The following is an 18230-nucleotide window of genomic DNA, read 5'->3' on the forward strand; positions in this document are numbered from 1 at the left end:
GCCTTGAAGAAATTTCTTCCCCGACTCGCCACACTGGTCGTTGTGCTGTTGGCCTTCATTCTTGGCTGGTTTGCCTGGGAGCATTACACCCGAGCTCCCTGGACCCGGGATGCACGGGTTCGCGCTGACGTGGTGACGTTGTCTGCCGATGTCTCGGGGCGCATCGTCAAACTGGGTGTACAAGACAACCAGCATGTTGAAAAAGGCCAGCTGCTGCTGGAAATCGATCCGGCTCGCTACACCCTGGCCGTGGAACGTTCCAAACGCTCGGTGGAAGTGGCGAAAGCTTCACTGGGGCAGTCACAGGCGGCGATCGTTGCCAGCGAAGCACTGCTCAAACAGCGGCAGAGCGAGGAGCAACGCCGGCGTACGTTGAAGGAACGCTCGGCCGTCTCTGGTGAAGAGTGGGAAAAAGCCAGCACGGAAGTGGCTGTGGCTCAGGCCGATCTGCTGCGTAACCAGGCCATCCTGGTGTTGGCTCAGGCTAACGTGCAACTGGCCATCGCAGCATTGACCCAGTCCGAACTGGACTTGCAACGCACTCGCGTTGAATCGCCGGTCACCGGTTTTGTCACCAACCTGCTGACCCGTCAAGGCGACTACGCCACCGCTGGCGGCCCGTTATTGGCACTGGTGGACAGCGATTCGTTTTATGTCAGCGGTTACTTCGAAGAGACCAAGTTGCCGCGAATCGCAGAGGGTGACCGGGTCGACATCGAATTGATGAGCGGCGAAACCTTTGGCGGCACCGTGCAAAGCATCGCTTTCGCCATCGCCGACCGGGAAAACCTGCCGGGCGGACGCTTGCTGGCCAACATCAACCCCAGCTACACCTGGGTCAAACTGGCGCAACGGGTGCCGGTTCGGATAAAGATTGATGATGACTATGCCGGCAAAAACCTCCTGCGCGCCGGCACAACTGCCACCGTAACCGTCCTCGAAAACCGCACCCCCCAAGATCACCGCTAACCCCCCTGTAGGAGTGGATTCAAGAATCAGCAGACAAAAAAAAGCCCCGCGACCGAATGAGACGCGGGGCTAAAAAAATGGTCGGTTGCGGCCAACCAAAGGAGCGCTTTAACAACTTACTTGCTGGCGACGGTCTCCGGTTGCCAGCCACCGCCAAGGGCTTTGTAAATCGCGACAATGCCGCTATACAGTTCGGTTTCGGCCGATGCCTGGGTGTCTTCCGCTGCCAGTCGCTCGCGTTGCGCGTCCAGCAGGACGAGGAAGTCCGCCGTGCCTTCGCGATAGCGAATTTCGGCGAGGTCGGCGGCGGCTCGACTCGACTCGCTCTGACGAATCAGAGAGATCAAGCGTTGCTGACGCTTGCCGTAATCGCTGAACGCGTTTTCCGACTCTTCCAGTGCCAACAGCACTTGCTGCTCATAACTGGCCAGCGCGCCTTCGGCATCCGCATCCGCACCGCGAATACGGGCTTTTACACTGCCCAGGTCAAACGCGGCCCAGGTGATGCTTGGGCCCAGTGCCCAGGCGTTGGCTGCCGAGGACCCAATTTGCGAACCGCGTCCTGCCGTAAAACCAAGGAAGCCGCTGAGGCTGACCTGTGGGAACAAATCAGCCGTGGCCACGCCGATGCGGGCGGTGGCAGACGCCAGTTTGCGCTCGGCGCTAAGGATGTCCGGACGACGTTGCAGCAGTTGACCCGGATCGCCAATCGGCAGCGCTTTGGCGATGGCCGGCAGGCTCTTGGGACTCAGGTCGACCGTCAGCTTGTCCGGGCGCTCACCCAGCAGGGTGGCGATACGGTTTTTTTGCCGAACCTGTTCGGCCTGCAATTGCGGCACGCTGGCTTCGACGGACGCCAAACGTGCATCGGCGCGCTCCACGTCCAACTGATCACCGACGCCGGCATCACGCAGGCTGATGGTGATCTTGCGTGACTCCTGTTGGTTCTCCAGGTTCGCCAAAGCGATCTTTTCGCGCAGTTGTGCACCCCGTAATTGACCGTAGGAATCCACCAGTTCGGCAATCATGGTGACTTGCAGTTGGTAGAGATCGGCCTCGATGGCTTGCTGTTCGGCGTTGGCCGATTCCAGGTTGCGCTGGATACGGCCAAACAGGTCGATCTCCCACGCCATGTCCAGGCCCAGGTCGTAGCGTTCGCTGTTGACCCGTTTGGTGGTCTGGCCAGGGATTTGCCCTTTGCCCAGTTCACTGCTGGCCCGGCTGGTGATGGTCGGCATGGCGTCGTTGCTGATGTCATCGCGAATCGCCCGGGCCGCTTTCCAGCGGGCGAAGGCCACGCGCAAATCACGGTTGCCTTGCAGCGATTGAGTCACCAACTGATTAAGGGTCGGGTCCTCGAACTGCTGCCACCAGATGCCTTCGAAGTGCGAGCGGTCGAAGTTTTTCTGGCCGGCAGCGCCATCGGTAGCCGTGGTGATATGCGCCGGTTCAGTCGCAGGGGTCTTGTAGTCCGGGCCGACGGCACAGGCACTCAGGGCCAGTACCAGCAGGCTCGGAAGAAAGGCTTTCAAGCTCATTGTTGCGACTCCAGTTGCTTTTGAAGATTCAGCGCCTTGGCCGCCTTGCGCTTTTCACCGCGCTCCACAAAGTTGCGAATCAATACGTAGAACACCGGCGTCAGCAACAGACCGAAGAAGGTCACCCCGAGCATCCCGGAGAACACCGCCACACCCATGGCGTGACGCATTTCGGCACCGGCACCGCTGGAGAACACCAGAGGCACGACACCCATGATGAACGCGAAGGACGTCATCAGGATCGGCCGCAGACGCAAGCGGCAAGCTTCCAGCACCGCAGCGAGCGGGTTGAGGCCTTCGTCCTGCTGTTTGTCCTTGGCAAACTCGACGATCAGGATCGCGTTCTTACACGCAAGCCCCACCAGTACGATCAAGCCGATCTGGGTGAAGATGTTGTTGTCTCCACCCGAAGCAATCACACCGGTGATGGCCGACAGCAAGGTCATCGGTACGATCAGGATCACTGCCATTGGCAGGCTCCAGCTTTCGTACTGAGCCGCGAGTACCAGGAACGCCAGCAGAACGCAGAGCGGGAAGACGAACAGGGCGGTGTTGCCGGACAGAATCTGCTGGTAGGTCAGGTCGGTCCATTCGTAGGTCATGCCGTTCGGCAGTTCATCCTTGAGCAGTTTCTCGATGGCTTTTTCGGCCTGGCCAGAGCTGTAGCCCGGGGCGGCGGCGCCGTTGATTTCAGCGGTGATGAAGCCGTTGTAGTGCATCACGCGGTCCGGCCCCGAGGTGTCGCTGACCTTGATGAAGGTCGCCAGCGGGATCATTTCGCCTTTGTTGTTGCGCACTTTCAGCTGACCGATCTGGTCCGGTTCAAGACGGAATTGTTGTTCAGCCTGAACGTTGACCTGGTAGGTACGACCGAAGCGGTTGAAGTCGTTGGCATACAGCGAACCCAGGTAGATCTGCAGGGTGTCGAAGATGTCACTGACGGCCACGCCATGAGTCTTGGCTTTTTCCCGGTCGATGGCGGCATCGACCTGCGGCACGTTCACGGTGTAGCTGGTGAACAGGGCGGCCAGTTCCGGCACGTTGTGGCTTTTGTTGATGATGTTCATGGTTTCTTTGTACAGCTCGTCGTAGCCGAGGTTGCCCTTGTCTTCGATCTGCAGGCGGAAACCACCGATGGTGCCCAGACCCTGTACTGGCGGCGGCGGGAAGATCGCCATGTAGGCTTCTTGAATCCCGGCGAACTGGCCGTTCAAGGCACCGGCAATGGCACCGGCGGACATGCTCGGGTCTTTACGCTCGTCGAACGGCTTCAAGGTCACGAACACGATGCCGGCGTTAGGACTGTTGGTGAAGCCGTTGATCGACAGGCCGGGGAAGGCCACTGCGCTTTCCACGCCAGGCTGTTTCAGGGCCAGGTCGGACATGCGTTTGATCACGTCTTCGGTACGGTCCAGGCTCGAAGCGTCCGGCAGTTGCGCGAAGGCCACCAGGTATTGTTTGTCCTGGCCGGGTACGAAGCCGGTCGGGGTGTGGGCGAAACCGAAGAAGGTCAGCACCATCAGGCCTGCGTACAACAGCAGGGCAATACCGCTGCTGCGGATAACCCGGGCTACGGTGCCGACATAGCCATGGCTGGCGCGTTCGAAGAACCGGTTGAACGGACGGAACAGCCAACCGCCCAACAGTTTATCAAGCACTTTGGTAAAGCGATCTTTCGGCGCACTGTGGCTCTTGAGCAGCACGGCGGCCAGGGCAGGGGACAGTGTCAGCGAGTTGAACGCCGAGATCACGGTCGAGATGGCAATGGTCAGGGCAAACTGTTTGTAGAACTGGCCGGTGAGTCCGGAAATGAACGCCGCCGGGATAAATACCGCACACAGCACCAGCGCCGTCGCGATGATCGGCCCGGTCACCTCCCGCATGGCTTTCTTGGTGGCTTCTACGGGCGTTTCTCCCAGCTCGATGTGCCTCTCCACGTTCTCCACTACCACGATGGCATCGTCCACCACGATACCGATCGCCAGTACCAACCCGAACAGCGACAGGGCGTTCAACGAGAAGCCGAACAAGTGCATCACCGCGAACGTGCCGATCAGCGACACCGGTACGGCTACCAATGGAATGATCGAGGCGCGCCAGGTTTGCAGGAACAGAATCACCACCAACACAACGAGAATCAGTGCTTCGAAGAGGGTGTGAACAACGGCTTCGATGGAGCCGCGAACGAAGATCGTCGGGTCGTAGACGATGCTGAAGTCCATGCCTTCCGGGAAGTTCTTCTTCAGCTCGGCCATCTTGTCGCGCACTTCGTTGGAGATTTCGATCGCATTGGAACCAGGGCGCTGGAAGATCGGGATCGCCACCGCCGGTTGGTTGTTCAGCAACGAGCGCAGGGCGTATTGGCTGGAGCCCAGTTCAACGCGGGCAATGTCTTTGAGGCGAGTGATTTCACCGTTATCGCCGGAGCGAATGATGATGTTCTCGAACTCTTCTTCCGAAACCAGACGACCTTGAGTGTTGACCGACAGCTGGAAAGCCGTGGCATTTGGCGCAGGAGGAGCGCCCAGTGCACCGGCGGCCACTTGACGGTTCTGCTCACGAATCGCGGTCACCACATCGGTGGCGGTCAGGTTACGCGAAGCGGTCTTGTTCGGATCGAGCCAGACGCGCAGCGAGTAATCGCCCATGCCGAACAATTGCACATCACCGACCCCGCCCAGACGCGCCAGCTCATCCTTGATGTTGAGCAGGGCATAGTTGGACAGGTAAAGCATGTCGTAGCGTTTGTCCGGCGAGGTCAAGTGCACAACCATGGTCAGGTCGGGCGAAGCCTTGTCGACAGTGATACCGATGCGCGTCACTTCTTCTGGAAGTTTCGGCTCGGTCCGGGTGACCCGGTTCTGTACCTGCACCTGCGCATTGTCCAGGTCAGTGCCCAGCGCGAAGGTGATGGTCAGGGTGATTTTGCCGTCAGCGGTGGACTGCGAGGACATGTACAGCATGTTCTCGACGCCGGTGATGGCTTGCTCCAGCGGAGCGGCCACCGTTTCACCGATGACTTTAGGGTTGGCACCCGGGAAGTTGGCGCGGACCACAACGGTCGGCGGCACCACCTCCGGGTATTCACTGATTGGCAACTGGAACAGCGAGATAGCGCCGGCGATCAGGATCAACAGCGAGAGCACCGCTGCGAAGATCGGCCGTGAAATGAAGAATTGGGAAAAATTCATCGGAGTCGTTGTCCCTTAACCGCGTGGAGTCGCAGCAGCCAGTTTCACAACCTCACCCGGCGCGACCTTGGCAGGTGCGACTTGGGGCAGGTTGCTGGCTTCCAGCGCTTGTCGTTGTTGAGCCAAGGCCGCGAGGGTTTGTTCGCTGGCCATCGGGATCACTTCAGGGGTGACCGGCGAGCCAGGGCGAACCCGTTGCAGCCCCTTGACGATGACGGTGTCATCTTTGTTCAGGCCGTTGCGCACGATGCGCAAACCTTCGATCTTTGGTCCCAGTTCGACGGCGCGGTACGCCGTTTTGTTGTCGGCATCCATCACCAGTACGAATTTTTTGCCCAGATCGGTACCGACCGCTTCGTCATTGATCAGCACGGCGGAGTAGGTGCCGCTGCCGACCAGTTTCAGACGCGCATAAAGGCCTGGGGTATAGCTGCCGTCTGCGTTGTCGAAGACTGCGCGACCACGGATGGTGCCGGTTTTCGGGTTGACCTGGTTGTCGACGAAGTTCATCACGCCCTGGTGCGGGTTGCCGTCTTCGTTGGACAGGCCCATGTAAACCGGGGTGGTGGCGCCGCGTTTGCCCTGGCGAGCGAGCTGGGTGTACTTGAGGAATACGCGTTCGTCAGCGTCGAAGTAGGCGTAGACCTTATCGGTGGAAACAACGCTGGTCAGCGGCGTGGTGTCCGCAGTCACCAGGTTACCGGCAGTGATTTCTGCACGGCTGACACGACCACTGATGGGCGCGGTGACGCGGGTGAAGCTCAGGTTCAGTTTGGCCAGGTCCAGTTGCGCCTGCAGGGCACCGACAGCGGCGCGGGCTTCTTGAGCGGCACTGGTACGCGAATCGGCCAGTTCGGCGGAGATCGCGTTGCTGGTGCGAAGACGCTCGCCGCGCTGGGCTTCGTTTTCACTGCGGGTGGCGTTGGCGCGGGACTGGGCAACCAGGGCTTCGAGACGGCGAACCTCGGCCTGGAATGGACGCGGGTCTATCTGGAACAGCAAGTCGCCTTTCTTGACCAGAGCGCCTTCCGTAAACGCTACGTCATCAATCTGACCGGAGACCCGTGGACGAATTTCTACGGTTTCCGGCGCTTCAAGGCGCCCGGTGAATTCGTCCCACTCGTTGATCGGTTGTTCCAGCACCTTGGCGACGCTGACCTTCGCCGCGGGCATGGTCGCGGCAGACTCCGGCGCCTTGCCGCAGGCGCTCATCACCAGTACGGCCAACATGGCCAATGGGAAGCGCAAATGTTTGAGTGACTGTTCCATGGATGCATCCGCCAATGTATTGAGAATGGACGGATGATGAGCGGCGAGGGTGTATCTCACGAATCGAATGAAGCGAAGGTAACTATCATTCGGAATGATATGAGGCTCGGGCGAGCTCTCTAGCATGCACCTTTGGCTAATCCGTGATCAATTGAATTGATGACAATTCAGTGTTGCGGGGAATGCAAAGGACAGACTTGGAACCGAGTCGTGGCCATCGCGGGCAAGCCACGCTCCCACAGGGCAATGCATTCCAATGTGGGAGCGGGCCTGCTCGCGAAGAGGCCGGAAGCCTTAACCCAAACTCAAGATCAGGCGAGGCTATCCGGATCCCCAAAGAACATCTGAATCCGCGACCGTAACCAACGTTCACCGGGATCATTATCCTGCGACCCACGCCAGGCCATGTGCAATTCAAAACTGCGCACCGGCAGCGGTGGGTCTTCAGCCCGGACACCGCCAGCCGCTGTCAACGCTTCGGCGGTGTAATCCGGCACGGTCGCCACAATGTCGGTGCCACTGATGAGCGTGCTCAGCCCGTTGAACTGCGGCACCGCCAGCACGACATGCCGTTTGCGCCCAAGCTTTTCCAGTTCGTCATCTATAAAGCCGCTCAGGTCACCGGCGAACGACACCAATGCATGCGGCCTGGCGCAGAAGTCATCCAGGCTCAACGGCCCTGGCACGGTGTCGGCGCGCAATAGCTTCGGCATGCTGCGGCGCAGCACTTTGCGCTTGGCGTTGGCCGGCAGGTCGGCGGTATAGCTGACGCCGATGGAAATCTCGCCCGACGCCAGCAGGCTCGGCATCAGGATGTAATTGGCCCGACGCACCACCAGTACGATCCCGGGGGATTCGGCACGCAAACGCTTGAGCAGCATCGGCAACAGAGCGAATTCGACATCATCCGACAGCCCAATGCGGAACACCGCCGTGCTGGTGGCCGGATCAAACTCCGCCGCACGGCTGACGGCCGTGGAAATCGAGTCCAGCGCGGGGGAGAGCAGGGCGAAGATTTCTATCGCCCGGGCGGACGGTTCCATGCTGCGACCTGTGCGCACGAACAACGGATCATCGAACAGCCCGCGCAGGCGTGAAAGCGCCGCACTGATGGCCGGCTGGCCGAGAAACAGCTTCTCTGCAGCGCGGGTCACGCTACGTTCGTGCATCAGTGTTTCGAAAACGATTAACAGGTTCAGGTCGACACGACGCAGGTCATTACGATTCATCTGGAGTCCTGGCAGAGTCATCAAGCTTGACGAGAGCGGCCATATGAGAACAATGGCCGGCATGAATCTTACGGGGAAAGGCTGCTACTCTGCACCGTGTAATTCAGTTTTTCCTGAAGGGCCGCTTCGATTTTCACGACATTTGATGATGTCGCCGGTGCTGCGGAATCAATGACAGGCATGTCGACTATTAATAGCCACTGATAGTCTTGGGTAGAAAGCCCAGATAGAGTTCATGGCATTAGAGGTTACTTTGACGAGGTTTGCGATGTCCCGCACGATCCGTTTTCACAAGTTTGGTCCAGCCGAGGTGCTCAAATGCGAAGAGCATGCGGCGGCACTTCCTGCTCCGGGCGAAGTGCAGGTGCGTGTCGAGGCGATTGGCATCAGCTGGTATGACACGCTTTGGCGCCAGAACCTGGCGTCGTCCCACGCTCGTCTGCCTGCAGGCATCGGCCAGGAAATGTCAGGTGTCGTGACGGCGCTCGGTGAGGGTGTCGATGACCTGGCAGTCGGTGACAAGGTCGCCAGCTTCCCGTCTCAAAGCCCGAACGACTATCCCGTGTACGGCGAGCAGATTGTTTTGCCGCGCTCGGCACTGACCCGGTATCCGGATGTGCTGACTCCGGTCGAAGCGGCCGTGCATTACACGCCGTTGTTGATCGCTTATTTCGCTTACGTCGATCTGGCACGCATCAAACCCGGGCAGTTCGTGCTGGTGACTGACGCTAGCCATTGTGCCGGACCATCGTTCGTACAACTGGGCAAAGCCTTGGGTGTACGTGTGATTGCCGCCACCAAAACGGCGGAAGAACGCGAAAACCTGTTGGCACTGGGTGCCGAGAAAGTCATCGTCACCGAAGAAGAAGATCTGCTGATGCGGATCAACAAAATCACCGATAACCGCGGTGTGGATGTGGTGTTCGACGGGTTGGGCGGGCCGCAGATGTCCTTGCTGGGCGATGTGCTCGCACCGCGTGGCAGCCTGGTGTTGTACGGCCTTCAAGGCGGCAACCAGACGCCGTTCCCGGCCTGTGCAGCGTTCCAGAAGAACATACAGTTCTTTGTGCACTGTATCGGCAACTTCACCGGCAAGCCGGAACTGGGCATCATCCAGGATGAGGTCGCACTGCAACGTGCGTTGCGTGACATCAATCAGATGACGGCTGACCGTGTGCTGCTGCCGCTCAAGACTCGGGTCTTTCCGTTTTCCGAGTTTGTCGAGGCACACCGCTATATGGACGAATGCCCATGCCGCGAGCGGGTTGCCCTTCAGGTCGAACCTGCGTAACACGCCCCAATAAAAGTCCGTGCTTGCACGGACTTTTTCGTTCTCCCTCCGAAAATATGAGGCTCCCGTCAATTCATGACGGGTCAGTTCAGCAACTGAACTGGTTTTTGCCCTCAATCTGTATCTTCTAATCATCATATAAGCCCCGATAATTGAATGATTACTTTCATCTCAAGGAATGAGCTATGGCCAGGTATCGGGCAGATACTTTTCAATGCGCTCCGGCAATACAAACTCAACTATTAATGAGTTATCGATCGGTTGCCGAAAAAACACAGGTAACTTCTTTCTTTATTTGTCGTGCTACTTGTCTGTGGGACGTTGTCGGATATTTCCTAGGATGTCTCCGGTCGTCGCCCGGTGCCCGGCTTGTGGGGCTTGGAGGCGCGTGGTTGTCAGGAGGGTTAACGGTCGGCTGCAATCATTTCAAATAATGACTAAAAACTAAGTGTTAGCATTTGATATCAGGCGCAACACTCTAATCATGACCGGCAACCCATTGCGCAATGCATGGCGTTGTTTGCGTGACATCGAACCTATGAGTAACAGGTAGACAATAATGACCAATACCCATGATCAGGCAATGAACTATGTTTATCAGCAAGTACTGCAGCGATTACTGAGTTTCTTTTCCCGGGCCGAGCGCACTGCATTGCAGCTGATGATTCAGCGCGTGGTGGTCGCCGCCGGTGGCATGGAGCGTATTGGCGAGTTCAAGGTGCTGACGATCCAGTCTGGGAGCCGTGACAGTTGTTACACCCTGGCGTTGCTGCGTGCCGCGCAATTGAGCATCGCCGGGCGCGCACCGGCGACCTTCCAGCTGCGTGTGGCGACCTTGCGCTCGAACAGCACCGCTTCGACGGCGCTTGAAAACATCCATCACAGCTGCAGCGCCTTGTTTCTCTACGACGATCCACGGGTTGAAGTGTTGATGGTCGATAACCGCGAGGTCCTGCCGTTCAATCACGCCGTGGCGATCTCCGAAGGCGGTCGCGAATCAAATCGCCTCAATCTGTTGATGGTCGGTCACCGTCGAACCTGGCACGACCCCCTTGACCTGTGGGATGAGGGGTACCTGGCAACCGGCGAGTTCTATGGGCAAATTGCCCGTTGGGACCGCGGTGTCGATGCCTTGGTCAGCAGCGATTCACCTCGCCAGCAAAAGCAGTTCATGGATGGATTGAACCGTGCTGCGGCGAAGGCGGGGTTTGCGATGTCGGCTCAGCCAGAGACCAGCTATGAGCAGCTCTTCGCACGGCTCGATGCGCTGGGCAGCGACTGCTATCGCGAGTTTTACCCCGGCCACGATCAGCCGGCATGGCGTCCAGCAGAGCGTTTTGAGGCGTGTCGCCGCGCAACGTTCATCGACATCCACGACATGCTGGTCAGCAATCTGGAGGAGCGCTGGCCGCTGCTCACAGAGTTCCTCAAGTTTCAACCTGACGAGCTGACGGCTCAGTCGGGTGATAACGAATACGTGAGCTTTTCGATTTCTGCGCATCTGCGTGGGCTACAAGCCTGTTTCGTGCAGGGTCGGACCTATGAAGCCGGCATTGTTGACTATGTTCAGCGGCAATTGGTCATGATGCGTCGCAAGCACCTTCCGGAGTATGCATACGAGCAGGTATTGCGGGCATATGGCAATCCAGATCAGCGTGAACTGGCGGCGGCCGAGGCCCAAAGATGCCTCTGCCTGAACGAAGCTCAACTGGTGTGTTTACTGTTCGCACCCTTTGTCGAGAAAGGCGCGTCGCTTGAGCATTTTCTGCGTCAATGCCATCCCGGCATGCTCGTGGCGCTACCCGAACTGCATCGCGCGATGCAGGGCAAGCCTGCGCCCGAGCAGGTGTTGCAATGGATGGTCGACGTCAGCGGGCTGCCCGTCAGCCTGATCGGTACGCTGTACCACATGGGGCCGGTGGCCAGTGGCGAGACTGCGGGCAAGGGGCTGCAAGCCGATATGAGGGTGATTGACGCCGTGACGGGCGAACGGTCAACGGGGCGTTGAAAGTGCCTCGCTTGATAACGCCCGTCCGGATCCATCGGGCTGCGCCCATCGTGTGCAGTCATCGCTCATGAAAGGCCCCCGAGAAACCGACTTCGCTTATCAGGCGGTGTATCGCTACCTGACTCATCTGATCAGCGAACCGGTCAGCGACACACGTGTGCGGCTTCCGTCATTACGACAGCTGGCGGAGCGTCTGAGCGTGTCGATATCGACCATTCAGTACGCCTATTCGCTGCTGGAAAAGGAAGGGCGCGTCTATTCGGTGGCCAAATCCGGTTATTACGCACTTCCGGTGTCGTTCATCCGGCCACCGTGCAGCGGCAATGACCTGCTCGAGACGGTTTATGTGAATGCCAGGCGACCGGGAATGCTGGTATTGAGCGCTGACGAACCCGCATTGCTGCAGCCGTTGGACAGCCCGCTATTGCTGTTGGAGAGAGAACTGTTGCGCCAATATCCGCGCCAGCCGCAACCGACGTCTCAACCCTGTGGCGAACGGGAGCTGCGCGCAGCGCTGGCGGCGCGATATACCTCCTCTCCGACACGTTGCTGGCACGCCGACGATGTCTACATCGGTGCTGATCTGCGGGGTGTGCTGGAAATATTGATCGCGGTGCTTTGCCTCAAGGACGCCACGGTTGTGGTGGAGTCTCCGTGCGACTGGTCGATTTTGCGGTTGTTGCAGGACTTGGACGTCAAGGTCATTGAGGTGTCGTTACAAGCGGATGGCTGCCTGGACCTTGATCATCTGCAAACGCTGCTGGAGACCGAACCCGTTCGACTGATGATGTTGTCATCCGGCCTGAACATGCCGCGCGGCAGTGTGGTCGATGAAAGCAACAGGCTATCAACCGTGCAGTTGCTGGCGCGGCACGGCAGTTGGGTGCTTGAGAACGACTGTTACGGCGATCTTGAATTTGAACCCGCTGGCCCACGGTTCCGCGATTTGCTGGACCCGGACCGACTGATCGTGTTTTCCACATTCGAGAAGGTTATCGGGCCTGAAGCGCCTTACGGCTATGTGCTTTCGCGGCAACTGCGAGGTGAGCTGCAGCGACACTTCCTGCTGCGCTCGTTCCGGTTGTCGCCGATCCGTCAGAAAGCCATTGCGCGCCTGTACAACAATGGTCGCATCGATCAGCACTTGTTGGTGCTGCGCCGGCTCCTCAAGGAGCGCAAAGTACAGATGACCCAATTGCTGGAGGAACGACTGGCAGACGCGTTGCACTTCGTCGACCCCCAGGGCGGCGCGACGATCTGGGTGCGCTCGTTACGTCAGGTTGATGTGCGCGGCGTGTTCCACCGCCTGCTCAAACAGCAGGTAGTGGTGGCCCCCGGGGAATTATTCAGCTTGCGCGGGCTGCATGCGCAACATTTGCGGCTGAGCCATACCTTTGGTGGTGAGCATGACCTTGGCGTAGCGTTGGGTTTGCTGGGGGATGCCTTGCGTCTGGAAGCGATCGATTGAGCGACGCGGGATAACATCCGCGAGCCTCATGGATCTATAACATCGCGTTGCGGTCGAACTGCCAGTAAACTGCGATCCAATTCCTGAACCACTCAATTTCAGAGGTTTTGCATGACACTCAGTCCTTTTGCGGGCAAACCGGCACCGGCAGAATTGTTGGTCGATATCCCGCGACTGGTAACGGCCTATTACACTGGCCAGCCTGACGCCGCCATCTCAACCCAGCGTGTAGCCTTTGGCACTTCCGGGCATAGGGGCAGCTCGTTCGACTTGAGTTTCAACGAGTGGCACGTCTTGGCGATCAGCCAGGCGATCTGCCTGTACCGTGAAGCCCAGGGAATCACCGGTCCGTTGTTCGTCGGGATCGACACTCACGCACTGTCCACGCCAGCCGGTGCCAGCGCCCTGGAAGTGTTGGCCGCCAACGGCGTCACGGTGATGATTGCCGAAGGGGACGAATACACACCGACCCCGGCCATTTCCCACGCAATCCTTTGCTACAACCGTGGCCGTACTTCGGGTCTGGCGGACGGTGTCGTCATTACGCCGTCGCACAACCCGCCGCAAAGCGGTGGCTACAAATACAACCCTACCAACGGTGGTCCGGCCGATACCCACATCACCAAGTGGATCGAAGCCAAGGCCAACGAGCTGCTGGCGGCCAAACTCGCTGGCGTCAAACGCATCAGCTACGAGCAGGCGCTGAAAGCCAGCACAACCCATCGCCACGATTACCTCAACACTTACGTGGCTGATCTGATCAACGTGATCGACTTCGACGCCATCCGTGACGCCAAGCTGCGTCTGGGCGTTGATCCATTGGGCGGAGCAGGGGTGCGCTACTGGTCGGCGATTGCCGAGCATTACCGTCTGGACCTCGACGTGGTCAATACACAGGTCGATCCGACGTTCCGCTTCATGACCGTCGACTGGGATGGTCAGATCCGCATGGACCCATCGTCCACCCACGCGATGCAAGGCTTGATCGGTCTGAAAGATCGCTACGACGTCGCGTTTGGCTGCGACCCGGATCACGACCGTCACGGCATCGTTACGCCGTCCGGTGGTTTGTTGGCACCGAACAACTACCTCGCGGTATCGATTGACTACCTGTTCCAGAACCGTCCGCATTGGCGCGCCGACGCTGCCGTGGGCAAAACCGTGGTCAGCAGCGGCTTGATTGATCGCGTGGCCAAGCGTCTGGGCCGTCGTCTGTATGAAGTGCCGGTGGGCTTCAAATGGTTTGCCGACGGCTTGTTCGACGGTTCCCTGGGTTTTGGCGGAGAAGAAAGCGCTGGTGCCTCGTTCCTGCGCAAGGACGGCGGCGTCTGGAGTACCGACAAGGACGGCCTGATCCCGGCATTGCTGGCCGCAGAAATGACCGCTCGCACCGGTCGCGACCCAAGCCAGGCCTATCGCGCGTTGACCGATGAACTCGGCGAACCGTTCTCGGTGCGCGTGGATGCCAAGGCCAACCCTGAACAGAAAGCCTTGCTGAGCAAGCTGTCGCCAGACCAGGTCACCTCGACTCAACTGGCGGGCGAAGCGATCCAGAGCATCCTCAGCCACGCACCCGGCAATGACCAGGCGATTGGCGGCCTGAAGGTCATGACCGAAAATGGCTGGTTCGCGGCTCGTCCGTCGGGCACTGAAGACATCTACAAGATCTACGCTGAAAGCTTTGTGAGCGATGACCACCTCAAGCAGTTGGTGGCAGAGGCTCAAACGCTGGTGGATGGCGCCATCGCAGCCAAGTAATCCAGACAGTAAAAAGGGGCGACCATCACGGTCGCCCCTTTTTTGTGCCTGGCGTTTACTGAATCACGCGAGGTCTACCAGGACAATTTCGCTGTCCTCAATCGCCGTCACTCGCAACACCTGCTCATCGGCCACCGCAACCCCGTCTCGAGCTTGCGCACGTAAGCCATTGACTTCAATCACACCCGTGGCCGGAACCAGGTAGGCGCGACGCCCATTGTCCAGATGATACTCGGCAGATTCCCCAGCCTTCAGGTTCGCCGCTACCAGCCGCGCATCAGCACGGATGCGCAGGCTCTGATCATCGCCGGACTTGCCGCTGGCCAACGTGACGAAACCTTCACGATCACCTTTGGGGAATGGCTTGGCTCCCCAGGACGGCGCAAGCCCGGATTCGTTGGGGATGATCCAGATCTGGAAGATCTTGGTGGGTGTCGCTTCCAGGTTGTACTCGCTGTGGGCGATGCCGGTGCCGGCACTCATGACCTGAACGTCGCCGGCTTCGGTGCGGCCCTTATTGCCCAGGTTGTCTTCGTGAGTAATCGCACCTTCACGGACGTAGGTAATGATTTCCATGTCCCGGTGCGGGTGTTTTGGAAACCCGGTGCCGGAGGCAATCACGTCATCGTTCCAGACCCGCAAATTGCCCCAGTTCATGCGCTTGGGGTCATGGTACTCGGCGAACGAAAAGTGGTGATGAGCATCCAACCAGCCATGATGGGCACCGCCCAGGGAGTTGAAGGGTCTGAGTTCGAGCATGATCGTCTCCTGAAAGGGGGTTAATGGCGAGCATCATCTATCAGGCACTCATCGATAAAAAGCGTAAAAAATGCTGCATTACCATCGAATTGATTGATGTGAAATAACCTCGAAAGTTTCTCATCCAGCCTTCACTTCATCGCATAAGCCAATGACCTGTAAGCATTTCACTAGAACTCAAAGGCAAATGCAGACACCATAGCCCGCAACAGCCTCACACCCTGGAGTCAGCCCGCGTGCCGCAACACACCCCCGATCTTCCGCCCGAACTTCGTCCCTTGGCCGAGATGCCGTTGCTCAAGCGCCTGGCCGCCCGGTTCTTCGGTCATGGCTTGACCCGACTGCGTGCGCAGCACCGCGCTTCCTGGCTACACGGGCAAGCCGACGGTTTTCGCAGCGGTCACAGCGCGGGGTTTGATTACGGCTTCAAGGAAGGCAAGGACGAAGGGCTGGAGCAAGGCCGGCAAGTGCTGCTGATCCGCGATTCGCGCTCAACCGAACATCGGCCGCCCAATGTCGATGACAATCTGTTTGACGACTGGCGCCTGCCATTAAGTGCGGAGTTAAAGAAGCGCATGAAGGCCGATGTGGCCCGGCTGCTGCCACCCCATGCCCAGCCGAGCGTTGCGCAGTGGAAGATGATCTTCAGCGATACGCCGTCAACGTCGGTGATTGCCGGGGCAGGCGCCGGCAAGTCGACCACGCTGGTGCTGCGTATCCTGTTGCTGACCCACTATCTGGGCTTCGAACTGGATTCGATGACCGTCGTGACCTTTACCCGCGAATCGCGCAAAGACTTCATTAATAAGCTGATCGAACTGTTCGCGCTGTGGGGCCGGCCGCTGAGCCTCAAAGAGGCGCGTGATCTGGTGCGCACCTTCCATTCGCGCATTCTGCCGATGGTTCGCAGCCTGCCGGGGTTCGAGCGCCTGCAAGCCTTCGAAAACCTAAGCAACCGCACGCAAAACGCCGACGAAGACGTCGACAGCAATCCGTTCGACCTGCGAATCAATGACGCTCAGCGACAGCAGCTCAATGCCTGCTATCACCAGTTGCATACCCGCAATGAACGCTTTCGCGAGTTGATCAGGCCTTTGTCGCGCCATGCCTTGCAGCTCAAGGAGCTGGAACGCGACCATCCCGACGTGCAAAAACGCGTGGCCGTGACCGAACTGGCGGCCAGGCGCGATGAAGAACTGTGCGACGCCATTGAAGACCTGTGGTTTCGCGCGGGTGCCTGGCCGATCAAGGGTATCGAACCCAATCGGCAATCCTTCGATATCAACGGCGCGACGTTCCATTGTCACGGTTACATCCCAAGCCTCGATGCGTGGGTCGTGCTGGGGTTTGATCCGCGGGAAAACCCGCAGGTCTGCCGCCCGAATGCCAAGTTGACTGTCCGTGCAGAATGGGCAGTAAAGCGTACCCTGTTTCAAGCTTTCTGCCGTAAACCATTGATATGGCTGGATAGTTACGAGTCTTCAAAGCGTGTTTTGGCCTCGCTGGCAGGTGATGCCAGCGCCGGTCCGGGCTTTGATTACAAGGTCAAAGGTGAGCTGGCTTCGGCGCCGTTACTCGACTGTTTTGTCGCGGCTGCCGGTTTTATAGAAAACCTCGGCCTGGATGTTCCGAACGCTGTTGGCCAGATGAGTTTCGCCAAGGACGACCCTGACCGATTCTTCTTCGAGGCCTTGAGCTTGTTCTGGCGAGCGCTGGAAGATCATCTGCTCGATCAGAAACCACCGGTGATGACCTACAACCGGATGTTTGCCTTGTTCAGCGAGCACTCACCGGAAAACCTGAAGTTGTTGAGCGATGAACTGCTGCGGCCACTGTCACACCTGATGATCGACGAATTTCAGGACGTATCGCCACAAATCGTCTCCTGGATTCGCGCCAGCCTGACCGAGATCCGCAGTCGAGGCCCGGCAATGCACGTTGGGCGCGGTGCGCAACGCTCATCTCTGCTGTGTGTGGGGGATGACTGGCAGTCCATTTATGGCTGGCGCGGCAGTTCGCCGACGTACTTCATGGAGTTCAACAAAGAGTTCCGGTCGCCCAGCACCACCAAAGTCATGCTCAGCGACAACTATCGCAGCCATCAACACATCATCGACGCCGCCGAGCATATCGTTCGCGCGGCACCGGCCATCGCTGGCAAGAAAGCCAAAGCCAGCGGCGAGCCTAAAGCGCTATTGCCGGTAAACGTCCTGGACCGGGACGATCAAGGCATGGCCCAGCGCTTGATGGAGCATTACCGAAAGGGTGATTCAATCTTGATGCTTTATCGAAAAAGCAGCGATAAGTTATTGATTGAACAGCATATTCAGCCTGTAGTTAATGTGGATTCGAGCTTACCTTATGAGTCACGCCGACTAAAACAACTGACGTATCACAGTGCCAAAGGCTTGCAGGCCGACGCGGTGTTCTTGCTCGGCGATTGCCAGCATCTGACTAGCTCACCGTACAAGAATCAGGTGTACAGGATGGCGGGACTCGGCAAGTCCGGGGACAGCGAGCCCTATGACAGCGCGCAAAGGGACGAAATCCTGCGACTGGCTTACGTCGGCATCACCCGTGCCGTCAGTCATTGCTACTGGTATGTCGAGGGGCAGGACACGGCGGCGAATATGCCCAAGGCATCTGACCGGATCGGCAGCGGCAAAGCGTTTTTCGCCGATCATCGGGTCGGCCAGAAAGGGGCGTGATCCTGAGTCGTCCCCCACTAAAAAGCCCACATGATGTGGGCT

At 58.6% G+C, this 18230-nt stretch carries 11 protein-coding genes; 6 read left to right on the forward strand and 5 right to left on the reverse strand.

Annotation, left to right across the window (positions count from 1 at the left end):
• Positions 1-3: 3 nt before the first annotated feature.
• Positions 4-969, forward strand: coding sequence for a biotin/lipoyl-binding protein (locus SB725_RS08145; RefSeq protein ID WP_410921532.1), 966 nt, complete (start codon positions 4-6; stop codon positions 967-969).
• A gap of 116 nt (positions 970-1085) precedes the next feature.
• Here SB725_RS08145 and SB725_RS08150 read toward each other — a convergent pair whose 3' ends face one another.
• From SB725_RS08150 to SB725_RS08165, 4 genes are all read right to left on the reverse strand, one after another.
• Positions 1086-2507, reverse strand: a complete 1422-nt coding sequence (locus tag SB725_RS08150; RefSeq protein WP_027923229.1) for an efflux transporter outer membrane subunit — start codon at positions 2505-2507, stop codon at positions 1086-1088.
• Positions 2504-5698, reverse strand: coding sequence for an efflux RND transporter permease subunit (locus tag SB725_RS08155; protein ID WP_027923228.1), 3195 nt, complete (start codon positions 5696-5698; stop codon positions 2504-2506). Before SB725_RS08155 ends, SB725_RS08150 begins: the two co-directional genes overlap by 4 nt.
• 15 nt (positions 5699-5713) lie before the next feature.
• Positions 5714-6967, reverse strand: a complete 1254-nt coding sequence (gene mexE, locus SB725_RS08160; RefSeq protein ID WP_059182991.1) for a multidrug efflux RND transporter periplasmic adaptor subunit MexE — start codon at positions 6965-6967, stop codon at positions 5714-5716.
• A 311-nt stretch (positions 6968-7278) separates the two neighbouring features.
• The gene (locus SB725_RS08165) at positions 7279-8196 is read right to left on the reverse strand and encodes a LysR family transcriptional regulator (RefSeq protein ID WP_059182990.1); all 918 of its coding nucleotides are present in this window, start codon (positions 8194-8196) and stop codon (positions 7279-7281) included.
• Positions 8197-8464: 268 nt separating this feature from the next.
• Here SB725_RS08165 and SB725_RS08170 point away from each other — a divergent pair, with 268 nt between their 5' ends.
• The 4 genes from SB725_RS08170 (at position 8465) to pgm (ending at position 14721) form a co-directional block, all read left to right on the forward strand.
• Complete coding sequence (locus SB725_RS08170) at positions 8465-9487, forward strand: zinc-dependent alcohol dehydrogenase family protein (protein WP_027923225.1); 1023 nt, start codon at positions 8465-8467, stop codon at positions 9485-9487.
• A 559-nt stretch (positions 9488-10046) separates the two neighbouring features.
• Positions 10047-11495: a hypothetical protein gene (locus SB725_RS08175; protein ID WP_410921533.1), complete on the forward strand. Its 1449-nt coding sequence runs from the start codon at positions 10047-10049 to the stop codon at positions 11493-11495.
• A gap of 67 nt (positions 11496-11562) precedes the next feature.
• Complete coding sequence (locus SB725_RS08180; RefSeq protein ID WP_027923223.1) at positions 11563-12963, forward strand: PLP-dependent aminotransferase family protein; 1401 nt, start codon at positions 11563-11565, stop codon at positions 12961-12963.
• Between the two features lie 111 nt (positions 12964-13074).
• A complete protein-coding gene (gene pgm, locus SB725_RS08185; protein ID WP_410921534.1) occupies positions 13075-14721 on the forward strand; it encodes a phosphoglucomutase (alpha-D-glucose-1,6-bisphosphate-dependent) in 1647 nt (548 codons plus the stop codon).
• Between the two features lie 63 nt (positions 14722-14784).
• Here pgm and SB725_RS08190 read toward each other — a convergent pair whose 3' ends face one another.
• Positions 14785-15480 carry a pirin family protein gene (locus tag SB725_RS08190; protein WP_027923221.1) on the reverse strand — a complete coding sequence of 232 codons (696 nt, stop codon included), beginning with the start codon at positions 15478-15480 and terminating at the stop codon, positions 14785-14787.
• A gap of 236 nt (positions 15481-15716) precedes the next feature.
• Here SB725_RS08190 and SB725_RS08195 point away from each other — a divergent pair, with 236 nt between their 5' ends.
• Positions 15717-18188 carry a UvrD-helicase domain-containing protein gene (locus SB725_RS08195; RefSeq protein WP_410921535.1) on the forward strand — a complete coding sequence of 824 codons (2472 nt, stop codon included), beginning with the start codon at positions 15717-15719 and terminating at the stop codon, positions 18186-18188.
• The last annotated feature ends 42 nt before the right edge of the window (positions 18189-18230 follow it).

The sequence above is a fragment of the Pseudomonas sp. SIMBA_041 genome (assembly GCF_046535095.1).
Taxonomy (GTDB): domain Bacteria; phylum Pseudomonadota; class Gammaproteobacteria; order Pseudomonadales; family Pseudomonadaceae; genus Aquipseudomonas; species Aquipseudomonas mucoides.